14 protein-coding genes are annotated in these 13327 nt (G+C 62.8%); 9 read left to right on the top strand and 5 right to left on the bottom strand.

Features of this window, described 5'->3' with window-relative positions; translation table 11 throughout:
• The first annotated feature begins 361 nt into the window (after window positions 1–361).
• Together CRM73_RS01650 and CRM73_RS01655 are read left to right on the top strand one after the other, a co-directional pair.
• Entirely contained in the window at window positions 362–1435 is a 1074-nt protein-coding gene (locus tag CRM73_RS01650; protein WP_229586562.1) for a hypothetical protein, read from the top strand.
• A 685-nt stretch (window positions 1436–2120) separates the two neighbouring features.
• On the top strand, window positions 2121–4166 hold the full coding sequence (locus tag CRM73_RS01655) for a hypothetical protein (RefSeq protein ID WP_229586563.1): 2046 nt from the start codon (window positions 2121–2123) through the stop codon (window positions 4164–4166).
• Between the two features lie 488 nt (window positions 4167–4654).
• On the opposite strand, the gene CRM73_RS01660 is transcribed toward CRM73_RS01655, so the two are convergent.
• Complete coding sequence (locus CRM73_RS01660; RefSeq protein WP_229586564.1) at window positions 4655–5515, bottom strand: hypothetical protein; 861 nt, start codon at window positions 5513–5515, stop codon at window positions 4655–4657.
• Between the two features lie 1006 nt (window positions 5516–6521).
• Here CRM73_RS01660 and CRM73_RS01665 point away from each other — a divergent pair.
• Window positions 6522–7124 carry a hypothetical protein gene (locus CRM73_RS01665; RefSeq protein WP_229586565.1) on the top strand — a complete coding sequence of 201 codons (603 nt, stop codon included), beginning with the start codon at window positions 6522–6524 and terminating at the stop codon, window positions 7122–7124.
• A gap of 80 nt (window positions 7125–7204) precedes the next feature.
• On the opposite strand, the gene CRM73_RS01670 is transcribed toward CRM73_RS01665, so the two are convergent.
• Window positions 7205–7648 (bottom strand): hypothetical protein, encoded by a 444-nt coding sequence (locus CRM73_RS01670; protein ID WP_229586566.1) that lies wholly within the window; start codon window positions 7646–7648, stop codon window positions 7205–7207.
• Between the two features lie 181 nt (window positions 7649–7829).
• Between CRM73_RS01670 and epsC the strand changes: the two genes are divergently transcribed.
• From epsC to CRM73_RS01690, 4 genes are all read left to right on the top strand, one after another.
• Window positions 7830–8339 (top strand): serine O-acetyltransferase EpsC, encoded by a 510-nt coding sequence (gene epsC / locus CRM73_RS01675; protein ID WP_229586567.1) that lies wholly within the window; start codon window positions 7830–7832, stop codon window positions 8337–8339.
• A gap of 51 nt (window positions 8340–8390) precedes the next feature.
• Window positions 8391–8738 (top strand): MerR family transcriptional regulator, encoded by a 348-nt coding sequence (locus tag CRM73_RS01680; protein WP_229586568.1) that lies wholly within the window; start codon window positions 8391–8393, stop codon window positions 8736–8738.
• Between the two features lie 34 nt (window positions 8739–8772).
• A complete protein-coding gene (locus CRM73_RS01685) occupies window positions 8773–9231 on the top strand; it encodes a VOC family protein (RefSeq protein WP_229586569.1) in 459 nt (152 codons plus the stop codon).
• Between the two features lie 135 nt (window positions 9232–9366).
• Complete coding sequence (locus CRM73_RS01690) at window positions 9367–9708, top strand: antibiotic biosynthesis monooxygenase (RefSeq protein ID WP_229586570.1); 342 nt, start codon at window positions 9367–9369, stop codon at window positions 9706–9708.
• A gap of 8 nt (window positions 9709–9716) precedes the next feature.
• Here the strand turns inward: CRM73_RS01690 and CRM73_RS01695 are convergent, their stop codons facing one another.
• A complete protein-coding gene (locus tag CRM73_RS01695) occupies window positions 9717–10286 on the bottom strand; it encodes a GNAT family N-acetyltransferase (protein ID WP_229586572.1) in 570 nt (189 codons plus the stop codon).
• Window positions 10287–10446: 160 nt separating this feature from the next.
• Between CRM73_RS01695 and CRM73_RS01700 the strand changes: the two genes are divergently transcribed.
• Window positions 10447–10908, top strand: coding sequence for a GNAT family N-acetyltransferase (locus tag CRM73_RS01700; RefSeq protein WP_255662302.1), 462 nt, complete (start codon window positions 10447–10449; stop codon window positions 10906–10908).
• Window positions 10909–11093: 185 nt separating this feature from the next.
• Window positions 11094–11732 carry a class I SAM-dependent methyltransferase gene (locus CRM73_RS01705; RefSeq protein WP_229586573.1) on the top strand — a complete coding sequence of 213 codons (639 nt, stop codon included), beginning with the start codon at window positions 11094–11096 and terminating at the stop codon, window positions 11730–11732.
• A gap of 71 nt (window positions 11733–11803) precedes the next feature.
• On the opposite strand, the gene CRM73_RS01710 is transcribed toward CRM73_RS01705, so the two are convergent.
• Complete coding sequence (locus CRM73_RS01710) at window positions 11804–12604, bottom strand: alpha/beta fold hydrolase (protein WP_229586575.1); 801 nt, start codon at window positions 12602–12604, stop codon at window positions 11804–11806.
• 122 nt (window positions 12605–12726) lie between these two features.
• Window positions 12727–13323 (bottom strand): GNAT family N-acetyltransferase, encoded by a 597-nt coding sequence (locus tag CRM73_RS01715; protein WP_229586576.1) that lies wholly within the window; start codon window positions 13321–13323, stop codon window positions 12727–12729.
• Window positions 13324–13327 lie beyond the last annotated feature (4 nt).

Below are 13327 nucleotides of genomic sequence, written 5' to 3' on the forward strand. Positions count from 1 at the left end.
GCCGACACTCCGCACTCGAGTACGCCACCCCGCACGAATACGACCTCGCTCGAACGCCGCAGGCACTCACCACCGCTGGAAGCTAGCGACCACGACTGGCAACCAAACCATAGGTCAGGTCAACCTGTCACCTATCGGTGCATCAGTCCCGAACGTTAAACGTAGCGCGACAACGGGCATCAACTGGGAAACTATGTACATGCCCGCAAATTCCACTCCTGCGACCGAAGGTCGCCCCCCTGGCCGCTTCACGGTCTCTCCCATGCAATGGCTCCGCAAGACCGTGCCAAAGTGGTACTCGCACATCGTCCTTTTCTACCAAACCAAGTGGCCCTTCCGATGGTTGGTATATGGAATTGCCGTGTCCATCTTGGGAGTGATGAGCGGGATGGTGGGGATGAGAATCTCTAGGGCTGGGTGGGGATGGGATGTCGCAGCGACGGAGTTTCTTACCAGCCCTGGGGCAGCTGGCCTCGCCGCCGTGATTGCCGCCAGCATCGCCGCAGCCATGCTAAATCGACAGATCAAAAGTACACGGGAAGCGGACGATACTCGCTTGAATCACGATAAGGAAATCGAAGAAAACCGCACATGGTGGGAAAGCTTTGAATGGGTTACCTCTCGAGCATTGGCAAAACGATCAGATGATCCGGAATTGCCACCTGAATTAGCCATGAGTTTTCTTGTGGATCTTCAAAAATGGGCCCCCAATGACACACAGAAAACGGCATGTGGTATTCTCGTAGGTCATTTAACTCAGTCGGTCGCAGAAATTGGACCGAGCCAGCTGTGGACGAGTCGAACTGAAACGCAAAAATCGAAAAAAAAGCAAAACCAGGAAGAATATAAATCACTAATTAGTCTCGAAGACAGAGTTCGGAGAGTCGAAAAGGCACTTTTGGAAGCAGAAAATTCCGCGCAGGACGAGCTGCAGACAGGCGCGTCTGAGCGTCGAATCCGCCCGTGGTTGAATGACGCTGGATCAGTGGAGCGAATCAACGAGGCTGTTGCGAACTATCTAGAGGCCACGAATGGAACCCCTGCATTCTCCGCTGTGGCAGAAGGGCAACTCTACAGAAACGAGGTGATGCAAACTTTATTTGCGGAACAGGGAGAGAAAAGGTACCAGGTTGAAAATTCCACACGATCCGACTCGTTGGCAGATCCAGATGCCATACTCCGTAGGCCCTCAGACGGAATGCGCTTCAATATCTATATATTTCCACAAAGGTCGACCGTGGCGCAACGTTCGAAAATCATGGCGATTCAACGAAATGGAGAAAACAACAATCGGGTCCTTTCGATTTTCATTTTTCGAGACCTGCCGGATCAAGCCGTTCGAAACAACATTGAACGGCAACGCGGCCACTACTCGGTGTGGAACGGTGAAAATGACACCGAGGCCATGCTTAAACTGATACAGGAAGCGCCCTGAGGAAAAATAACCTGGGGCCTTCAGTAAAGCTGTCATTGTCATTTATCTGCGACCAACGCCAGCCGTTGCGTTATTTCCGAACGAGGTTCATTCACAGTATGGACACGTTCGGATCCGGCCCCAGAAAACGGCCTCCGATGGTCGTGGTTTACGGCAGCTCCCAGATCCGCTGGTACAGCGAGGCCCCCTTTGACGGGGGACAACGGGGAGGGAAACTGGCGACACGCCTGGACTACGCGCGAGTGAGCTCGGCCGAGCACGACCCGGCGCTGCAGACCCGGGCCATGGAAGCCGCCGGCTGTGAGCGCATCCAGTTCGGCACTCCTATTGCGCCGTCAACTTCGTGAAGACCGGTAGTCCGCCATATGTGAAGTTAGTGTTGAGCCGCCCTGGGCTTTGCTGGCTACAGACCTCCCATCAGTAGTTGGTGGGAGAAGGGGCCAGCGATACAGTTTGAGCCAAAGGCGTAAGACCTGTTCACAGTTACCCCTCCCCAGCATGCTCGGAGATTGGGGTATAGCATCAAATGCACTCATCGTGAGGCTAAAAGATGTTGCACCAACGTGGTGTACACACGAAGTTGAAGTGGAACCAGCGCCCTTGGAAGCCGTCAGCAGGCAACGGGGATGAGGAGGCCGCTCTAGGAACCATTGATTTTTAGCAGCAATTGCGCTTGGATTAGGGAGTGGAAAAACACTTGAACTTTGGCGATCTTGTCCATGCGCTCCAAGGCACTGGCCTAAAAGGCAAAAAACAGAATGCCTTCGGACACGTAAATACTGCTACATCCTTTGTCAATCCCGAGTTACTCATCAAGGAAAGTCTAGGAGATCTTACCTCCGATGTCATTCTGGTCTCGGCTCGAGGGGCCGCTGGAAAAAGTACTGCCGCCGCTGAGTTGGCGCGACAGATTGGCAGCCCACTATGGAAGCTAGAGCAGGACAAGGCCGTCAGCGGAACGTCTCTAGACTTTGTACTGAGCCAGTACCTTGGTACCACTGAAGTGGAGTCCCGTCTTGACGGATTACGACCAACTGTCATTATCGACTCACTCGATGAAGCACGATCCCGGGTATCCGGAACGTCTTGGATGGAGTTTCTCGAGTCACTTTCAAATAGAAGCCTCTCGAGTTGCCGTTTCGTCCTTCTTGGACGGGAACGAACCCTGGAGGAAGTGTGGCTTAATCTTGCGGAAGCTGGTCGTAATATTGCGTGGTTGGAAATTTCTCACTTCGGCCCTGAGGAACGAATCCAATATATCGATGGGGTAGTTTGTCGGCGCAAGCCCGAAGCAGTCAAATCGGTGCATTATGCGCCCGCACGGGACGCCGTACTTAATTCGCTTGTTGGTGCCGTTCCGGATGAAACCGCTCAGACCTTTGCTGGCTATGCCCCTGTCCTAGACGCAGTAGCCGCCGCACTCCACGATAATGCGAACCTGTACTCCATTCCAGCAATGTTTGGAGAGTCGAACCAAGATGCTCGGCACCTCAAAGAGCTGGGTCGAATTCTTACTGGATTACTCGAACGTGATCAAAAAAAGCTGCAACCCGTGGCTGGCGATCTCGGTCTCAATGCTAATTTGACGTATACGCCCGAAGAACAAGTCGACTGGTTGTGTCACGATCTCGCGGGGGCTTCGGAGCCGGCCCTTAGTTATATTACCAAGCCAGAAATCCGAGAAAAATACATCGAGAGGGTGCGACCTTTCTTGGATGACCACCCGTTCCGAGATGAAAATAGGTGGGCGAGTGCAGTGTTCCGAGCCTATGTCGCGGCCCGAAGATTTGGTACGACAATCTCCGGCCCTAGGCTTCTTGCCGTCGGAAACGAATCAGGTCTATTGTTTGATTTTGTCACACTTGACAGTGAAAACGACCTTATTGACGAATGGCAGCTAGCCGCCCTTCATGCGTCGGTTACTGCCGGAGAGTTCAGCGGTACATCTGCAGCAGTGACGGTTTCGGAAGGCTGCGATGGGCTGTTCCAGGTTTTCATATATTTGCGGAGACTTAAGGATCAGGTGGAAGTATCTTTCACCCTCGTTCCTGACAAGACCGGTGAAATCCGGCTTTACGGACCCCTAGAGGGTTTGACATTAGAAACCGATGGAAGCATTTCTATTCCTGCCCGTGGCACTTCCGTGGTGCTAGGACCGGATTTGTTCGTACGTTGCGACAGTTTAAGTATTGAGGGCGGATCTGTGGAATTTGCCCACCGTGGAGTACCGACGGGCAAAGACACGACGCTCGGTGGAGTTACTTTGGCGGTGAAGGGGGCGTTGCGCCTCCCAATGGAAATTACACGCTGGCCCCTGGAAGGGGACTTCGAGCTTCAAGTGTCCCCCGAGACCAACCTCGTCCACCCATGGGTCTCATATAGGCAGGATCTACCAGACGAGGAAGATTCTGTGGATACTAACGCACGAGCCGTTCGATTTCTTAATATGCTTATGAATCTAACACGGGCACATGGACACAGTGGCGATCGGGGGGCTTTTATTATGAAACTGCAAGGACGGCAGTCTATTAAGGGAGGGGAATTACAGAATGTGCTACGGATCCTCGAGAACCACGAGATAATTAGGACGGAAGGTCCCATGCTTTTTCTCAACCCTAGTTATGAAAGCCATCGATTCAGCGGCAAGACTCGCGCTGGCCAACGGCTTATTGGAGACGTGTGGGACGTTTGGGGGCCAGTTGTAGCAGAAATTGAAGCCGCCTTGAAATGATAACCAAAGCTGAAACTTTTCGCATCGGCTAGAATATTCAGTCGAAGCTCTAAATTATTTGAGTCGCCGCCCGAGGTGTCTTCGGGCGGCGACTCAAATATTTGTTTTTAAAGTAATACGGGCCTTCACGGATGAGTGTGGGTAGGGGGACTGCCCCGACTTACGTTGACTCTCTGACCTGTCACCTGATGGTGCGGCATTCCCAGCCTCGCCAGAGACACGCCGCTGGTCCCAGGACGCTTTACATGGCCTTCAAATCTTGGATTCACCCAGAGGTCGTACCGGCGCCGCACATGACTGGCATCTGCTCCCTGCGCGTCAGTCCGGAAGTGAGACATCACCCTTTAGCTCCCCTGCGCACAGGGAGCCGGCCGTCGAGATCGTCCGCGACCTCAGTTGCCCTGCCGGATGATGCACCCAAGCCTTTGAGCGATATCGGCCGGGCGCCACAGGGCGCCCAAGTCCACCATGTGCACCGCCCCTTAGGTTCAATGCCCGAATAGTTCTTGGGCTTTCTCGGGATCTCCTGAGAACAGGGTTGCATCTTCACCGAAGTCCGGCATTGAGATGCGTCCCGCGGCGAAAGTGCCTCGCAGCTCCTCGATGGCGTGTCTTCCCCAGGTGAGCATGGCGAAGGCCCTGTCTTCAGGGAGGTGGCTGCCTTGCAGTGAGCCGCCTCCCTCCATCTCATGGGCGTAGAGGTGACGGTTGAAGATCCCAGGAGCCCAGGCAAGGCCGTGGGCGTACCCAGAACAGAGTTGCCATTTTTGGTAGAAGTTTGTTCCCCTTGCAGCATCAACGCTTTTTAGGTGGCCCGTTCTGTCGAGACGCGCCGTTACAGCTGTCTTTTTTATCCCCAGAGCCACAGCGGCCGTTACGATCTGATCGCATGTTTCTCTATAGCTCTGAGCACCTTGAGCGCTCTCCTGCAATAGTCCTTCTGACGAGTTCGACGTGTCAGTGAGGCCCTCAAAGAACTTAGTGGCGTTGAAAGCAGAGTCGTATGCGACTCGGAGTGCGCGCTGCTGGCGTCCTTGACGCTTGCTTCCTGTTAACACCCACATCCCCACGCCTGCGAGCTCGACGGAGCCACGTGTCAGAGTCGCAACTCCGACTGGATGAATTTGACCTGCCGTAATGCTGGAAACGGCTGTGGCAAGGTCGTTTACGGCAGAGTCCAGGAACGCGCGTGCAACGGCCGCTACGGAGATGCCGTTCGGCATTCCACTCGTGTCACCTGCAAGCAGACTGTTCCTGGCAAGCGGGTACGCGGCGAAATCGGAGGACAGAGTTTGTGCCTCCTCAACCCAGCAACAAAGCCCTGCCCAGTCTTCGCCTTTTGATGTCATAGCTTCATGATCCCCTAGTCGTTGTAGGACCAAACGAACCGAAACACATCCGTGCGGGTCACTGGCATCCAGGCGGGCACCTCCGCCTTTGATTCTCACGGCATGAACATTCACCTGACACCTTTCGGTGCGGCGGTCCCTTATTGTGTGGCTCAGGACGGGAGGCGGCGGGATGACACGCAAGGTTGATCCGACTGAGGCAGCGCGCATTATGCACGCCGCGGGCTGCGTGCCGTTGGTGCCGTACCCAGGTTCCGGTGTTCCGTGGCCATGCATTCATGAACCGTGCGGGGAGCCGATCGCTCCGCTGTACTCGAACGTCAGGAAGCGGGGAAGAGCTTGCCGGCGGTGCGCCGGTGAGAAGCGGGGTGCGAACCGTCGAGCCGGCCTCGCCGAGGGAGCAGAGAGCACCATGCGGGCAGCCCAGTTCGAGCCGCTCGAGCCGTACCCCGGCGCGGACAAACCTTGGCGTTGTCGGCACGAACCATGTGGCCAGGTGCGCACACCGACCCTGAATACGGTGCGCAGAAACGGCACCGCGTGCCGACCCTGTTGGCTCAGCCAGCAAGGGTTCACCGTGTGGTCCCCCGAGTCCGCTGAAACGTACTTCCGCGACCATGGGCTGGAACCGCTGCAGCCGTACCCAGGGTCATCCTCGGTCCCGTGGCCGGCGCGGCACACCGTTTGCGGCAGAGTCGTCACCCCACGGTTGGCCAACCTCGCCGCCGGGCAGGGACCCTGTCGCGAATGCGGACAGGAAGCAACCCATACCGCCCAGCAGCTCAACCACGACGAGGCGGCTGTACTCATGCGCAGGGCCGGCCTGGAACCGTTGGAGCAATTCCCCGGTGTGGACCGTCCGTGGCGGTGCCGGCACGGACGCTGCGGACGCGAAGTCAGCCCCACGTACACGAACACCAAACGAGGCCAGGGCGGCTGTCGCTCCTGCGCGGCCCAGGACGCCTCCGTCCGCCTTCTCATGCCAGAACCGACTGCACGCGCGATCATGAACGCCTCCCGCCTCGAACCACTGGAGCCCTACCGGGGAAGCAACAAGCCCTGGCGATGCCGCCACGCGTGCGGCCACACCGTGACCCCGACCCTCAACAACGTGGCCGCGGGCCGCGGCATCTGTCGCTACTGCAACAGCGCGTTCCCCTACGCCGGGCCTGCCACCCTCTATCTCGTCGCGGATCGAGACGCCGTCAAGATCGGGTGCGCCAAACGCGGCGGCACACGCATCGACGAACACCGCCGGCGCGGCTGGCAGCTCGCCTGGAGCCTAGACGTGCCCACCGGCGACGACGCCTACAACCTCGAACAAGCCGTCATCGCCTGGTGGCGGGACGAACTCGGGCTCTCCCCCGCTTACACCAGCGACCACATGCCCCAATGGGGGGCCACCGAGACCGCCCGCTGGGAAGACATGCCCCCGGATTCCGTTCTCGCTCGGGTCGAGCAGCTGGCTGAGACGTTGGGCCTTCCACCCCTCCGCCCGCACCTGACGTGCTACCTCGAGGAGCAACCCGCCAGCGTCTGCACCCCGCTCGGGTCGCGCGACCGTCGACGAGCCGTAGCGTCCGGGCAACTGGCGCTACCTGGCCTGTAGCCCCGCAAGTGGCAGACAGCAACACCACCTGAACCGCCGGTGGAGCCGGCATACCCGCGGGCGGGCGGGCGCCCACCTCCTTAGCGGTGGTTCCCGTCGGCGGCATCGTAGAGACGGGGGACAGGAACAGCACCACGGTCCCTGATGGCCAGGACGGCCCCACCGAACAACCCGCCCACCAGTCCGTAGGGGGTCAGGACCACGACGTAGAGAAACCACACCGGGTCGACGACCACGTTCAGCACCAGGAAGGGCAGTATCAGCGCCAGACCAGAGACGGCCATCAGGGCGATGCGAACCCCAGCAGTCAAGCCGTAGTCGGCCCCGGCCTTCCAGCACGGGCCCCACACCAGCTGGGTCCACACCAACCCCACTCCCATCAGCACCGCCCAACACAGCAACCAGGCCGACCAGCCGCCGCCCGGTGACAGGACGGCGGCGTAGGCCAGAGCCAGCACCGGGGTGAGGGCTTGGAACACCAGATAGGTGCTCAGCGGATGCACGTGCAGGGCTCGTCTCACCAAATCACGCCTCTCCACTCGATAGCTCCCACCGTATGCCGCACACCCGCGTAGATACGCAAGGACCTCGCTCGGGGCCACCACCTGGGAACCTCTGCCGCACCACGGTTCGCCGCTAACCGGGCCATATGTAAAGCCGGTAGGGGTGAGCCGCCCCCGGCCGGATGTCTTCTAGGGTGTGCCCATGGTTGACTCCACCCGTCCCAGTGTCCTGGCCGATGCCCGCGCGATCGCCGCCGCCGACCCCGCAGGGCAGGGCATCGCGGCCACGCTGCTGAGCTATCCGGGGCTGCACGCGGTGGCCGCCCACCGGATTGCCCACCGCCTGTGGTCCACCCGGTGGGGCAAACCCGCCGCCCAGGCCATCGCCACCGCCTCCGCGAAAGCCACCGGCATCACCATCCACCCCGGTGCGGCGATCGGGCACCGGCTGTTCATCGACCACGGCAGCGAGGTCGTCATCGGGCAGACCAGCGTGATCGGTGACGACGTGACCATCTACCAAGGGGCCAGCTTCGTCGGCGACGGCTCCCCGGGCCGGCGCCACGCCCTCGTCGGGGACCGGGTGCTCATCGGCTCCGGGGCCAAGGTGGTCGGCCCGGTCACCATCGGGGATGGGGCGAAGATCGGCGCCGGGGCGGTGGTGACCCGCGACGTCGCGGCCGGCACCACGGTGATCGGCATCGAGGCCTGACCCCACCCTTGGTGCCTTTGATTGCTGAGCTGCTGGGTGAGGATGGGGCCCATGAGGATCGGTGAGCTGGCGGAGGCGACCGGTGTCAGTGCCCGGTCGCTGCGCTACTACGAGGACCAGGGGCTGCTGCGCGCCCACCGCACCCCGGCCGGGCACCGCCGCTTTCGCCCGGGTGACGTGGAGCGGGTGGTGCGCATCCAGCAGCTCTACGCCGCCGGACTGTGCAGCCGGGTGATCGCCGAGCTGCTCCCCTGCCTGGACGCCCCGCCCCGGGAACGGACCGGACACCTGCAAACCCGCCTGGCCCAGGAGCATCAACGCCTGGACGCCGCGGTGCGGGAGGCGGTTCGGGCTCGGGACACCCTGGAGGAGGTCATCACCGACCTCGGCAGGCCTTGATCCTCACACCGGTGTGAGAGTCCACCATGGGCTCATGGAATCTGAACAGCAGCACCCGCCGGTTCGTCAGTTGCGCGTGGTGGTCGAGGCCGAAGACTACGACGCCGCCCTGGCCTTCTTCCGCGACGCCTTGGGCATGCCCGAGTCGGCCTCTTTCACCGAAGGCCCCGAGGACCGGGTGGCCATCCTCGAGGCCGGCCGGGCCACCCTGGAGATCACCAGCCCCGCGCACAAGCAGGTCATCGACCAGATCGAGGCCGACGGCCGCCCCAGCCCGGCCATCCGCCTGGCCTTCGAGGTCAACGACGCCCCGCAGACCACCGATCGCCTGCAGAACGCCGGCGGGGAAGTGGTCGCGGCCCCGGTGCGCACCCCCTGGCAGTCGCTGAACTCCCGGATCGACGCCCCAGCCGGGCTGCAGATCACCCTCTTCCAGGAACTGCTCCCCGCCCAGGAACGCACCGCACAACCCGGGTTCGACACCGGACACTGACCCCAGGAGGATGAGCAAGAACCTCAACGGCAACGCCACAACCCGTCGAGCCCGTCGAGGCTGCAGTAGGTGCGCGTCAGTGCGTGCCTGATGCACGCTTCACCGCTACTGGCCAGCGGCCCTGATACTGGGAGCATGACCTCTGAGCGGCCGCCCTATACCGCGGTGATCTTCTCCAGCCAACGATCGGCGTCCGCACCCGGGGAGGGGTACGACGACACCGCTGAGCACATGGAGGAGCTGGCCCGGCAACAACCCGGGTTCCTGTCGATGGAGAGCACCCGAAATCCCGATGGGTTCGGCATCACCGTGTCCTACTGGGAGACCGCTCAGCACGCCCGGGCCTGGAAACAGGTCACCGAGCACCTAGAGGCCCAGCACCGCGGAGCCCGCGAGTGGTACACGGAGTACACCGTGCGCGTGGCCACGGTCGAACGGCACTACGGCACCGGGGCCACCCGCGCAGGACACCGCTGAGCCAACTCCTATTCCCCATGGTCGATAGGGTGCGGTTTCCGGAATGCCAGCGGTGACCCTGCCTGCAAGGTCCTCTCCAGCAAGGTGGCGCTGTACCAGGGACCATCAAAGTCCCGCCGGCCTACCTCTTGGAACCCCTGCCGCTGGTATAAAGCCCGCAACGCCGTGTTCGACTCCACACAGTCCAGCCTGATGACCTCTGCTCCTTCAGCCCGGCCACACTCCCCAGCCCAGTCGAGGACAAACGCTCCTAGGCCACGGCCGGCCGCACCGCGGTGGACCATCAGCCCGTGGACATAGACCGCTGGGGTGTCATCGGCACCCCAGACCTCGGGATCGGCCCACAACAGCCGCGCGGCCGCGGCGACTCCCAGGGCGGGATCTCGGACCACGTGCCACTGGCCGGCCCGGATCTGCTCGGTGATCTCCTGGCGGCTCACATGGCCGTGGCCCCACTGCTCGATGCCCTGCTCACCCAGCCAGTCCTCGATCTGGCACCGAAGCTCGTGCACGGCCACCGCGTCCGCACGAACAGCCCGTTCGATCAGGGCGGGCGAGGAGCACATCACGCTCACCACGTTAGGGCAGCATCACTGCCCACCACGGTGACCGCGCGTGAATTGCGACCTTCACGACACGGGGTGACCATGGATCACCCGGTGCCGGATACGGTGACAGGGGCCCCGCTCCTACTGCAAAGGTCTTGCCCTATGCCTGCCCACCCGCCCTTCGATCACGCTGCGCCCGTTCCACGAGGCGGACACTGCTTTCTTCACCGGCCTGGCCACCGACGAGCGAGTGACCCGTTTCGTCGGTGACGGTCGCCCCTGGGCGCCGCAAACCATCCAGGACCGACTTCGTGCCGCGCTGCAGCAGAAGCCGGTCGAGCAGGGTGGGTCGGTCCGGTGGTTCATCGCTGAAGCAGGTGGCGAGGCGGTGGGCCTGGTGGTCACCACCCGGTGCGATGCGGGCGTGGAGATCGGCTACTGGGTGTCCGCGGAGCACTGGGGGCGCGGGGTGGCCGGAGCCATGCTCGACCTGGCCGTGGCCACGGTCCCGGACGTCTACGGTCCGGTCCGGTTGATCGCCCGGGCCGATCCGGCCAACACCGCCTCGACCCGGCTACTCACCCGCCGCGGCTTCGAGCTCGAGGCCAGCCAGGACGGCCTGGACCGCTACGTGCTGGCGCACACGCAGTAACACGCACCGGCCACCGCGGAGCACCGGAGCGGCCTCGGGCCCAGGGACTGCTGCGTTGCGCACGGGCGCTGCACGCTATCTGAACCCCGCTGGAGCCCTCCCGAGCACACCCGCAACCGTCGATCCACCACCCCGAGAGTCGGCAAGGCGCCCGGTGGACACCGCGGTGTGGAAGGCTGTCCCGCGTGGGAACCCAACCCGGCTACGACGCACTGGCCGAACAGTACGAGCTCACCTTCCCGGACCCGTTCCAGACACCTCTGGAACGGCATGCGGTCGCCACCTTCGCGGACATGGTCCTGGAGCACCATGGTGAGGGCACCGTGGTGGACATCGGGTGCGGGACCGGGCACGTCACCGCCGAACTCGCCCACCACGGCCTTCACGTCGTGGGCATCGATCCGTCAGACGCCATGCTGAACATCGCCGGCAGGTCACACCCCGAGGTGGTGTTCCGGCGCGGTGAGGCGAACCTCAACGACTCCTCGGAGTCGACCGATCAGCTGGTTCCGCTGCGGGGTGTACTGGCCCGGTTCAACCTGATCCACATCGTCCCCCACCTGATCGGTGGCGTGCTCGCTTCCTGGGCACAGCGCATGCCGGCCGGCGGCGTGGTGCTGCTGGCCTTCCAGAGCACCGATGGCGAAGGGCAACCGGTGGTGCCGTTCGATCACGCGGTGGCACCGGCCTGGCGCTGGCATCCCGAGGAGATGAGTGCACGGCTTGCCCGAGCCGGGTTCGACGAGGCCTGGCGCACGGTGAGCCTGCCTGACTCGTTGCACCGCTTTCCCGAGTGCCATCTGGCTGCCATACGTCGCCCCTGACAGCACTCCCTCTTGCCATCGATGGTGCAGGAGATCAGGGGCGCTTTGGTGCCCGACCGGCGCACCCGCTGTCAGGGCATGATTTTCAGGGTGTTGCGCAGCGCGGCGGTCCACTCCTCGGCGGCGTCCAGGTGAGCATCATGGGACCCACTAGACAGATCGACCCGTCGGGTGCCCGCACGGGCGGCGACGAAGGCGTCCTGCCGGGCGGGGGTGAACATCGACTCCGCGGCGAAGACGACCGTGGTCGGGGCGGCCACCGCAGCCCACTCGGCCCACCGCGGCACGTGCACCGCCTGGAGCACGGCTTCCATGACGGCTGGGTCGAACCGGGGCCGATAGCCTTGATCAGTGGGTTCCAGGTCCGCCACCCAAGCCTTGGCCAGGGGGCTCGCCCCGAGAACATCGGTGGCCTCGGCCCGGGAGGCGAAGGGCGCGGGCCAGGAACGGAAGAACTTCCCCACCGCGGCTGCTTCGCCCGGGTCCCCGCCGTGCACATCGGCTTCCAGCAGCACCAGACCGGCCACCCGCTGCGGGTGGCCGGCGGCGGTGAGTACCGCGGTGTGCGCTCCCATGGACTGGCCCACCAGCACCACCGGCTGATCGGGTGCCACCACATCGAGCACCGCGACGACGTCGCCGACGAAGGCCTGTCGCCCGGTGTCGGCCGGCACCCGGGTGCTGTGCCCGTGTCCGCGCTGGTCCACCAGCACGCACCGGTGCTGGGGCCACAGCGCCCGGGCCGAGGGCACGAGCTCCCCGGCGCTGCCGGCCAGCCCGTGCAGGAACACCACCACCGGGGCCGCACCGCCGGTGTCCAGATAGCTGATCCGCGCCCCGGGCCGTTCCACCGCCCTGCGTACGAGCTCCACTTCCTCGCCCCCCTTCAACGGTCGTTGCAGCACAGCACGCTCACGGCGGTAACACGGACCCTGCCGTCCATCGGCGGCCCCACCATCCCGGGGACATGCTCCCGGCACAACACCGGGGGCGTTCAGCCCAGGAGGCGGGTGCGTAGCTTCTCGGTCAGGGACAACCGTACGGTGGGCCACTCGCTGTTGATGATGGAGAACACCACCACATCGCGCATGGTCCCATCACGCCACAGGTCGTGATTGCGCAGCACCCCGTCCTGCTTCGCCCCCAGGGCGGCGATCGCCCGCCTCGACCGCTGGTTGTGCCAGTGCGTGCGGAACTCCACCGCGATACAGTTCAGAGCCTCGAAGGCGTGGGTGAGCTGCAGCAGCTTCACCTCGGTGTTGACCCCGGTGCCCTGGACACTGGGAGCGATCCAGGTCGAACCGATTTCCAGGCGCCGGTGATCGGCACGGACGTTGAGAAACGTGGTCATCCCCACCGCCCGCCCGTCCGCAGCCCTGATCGTCCACGGCACGACCTGACCAGCCCTGTGCTTGGCCAGACGGCGCTCGATCTCCGTACCCATGCCCTCAGGGGAAGGCAGACGGGTGTACCAGAGCTGGTAGAGGTCCTCCTCCGCGACCGCTTCCGCCAGTTCCCCGGCGTGCTCTGGCGCAAGCGGCTCGAGCGTGGCCACAGTGCCGGTGAGCGTGGGGATCGCCAGGAAGTCCATGCCG

The organism is Kocuria sp. CCUG 69068, assembly GCF_020833785.1.
In the GTDB taxonomy this organism is placed as follows: Bacteria; Actinomycetota; Actinomycetes; order Actinomycetales; family Micrococcaceae; genus Kocuria; species Kocuria rosea.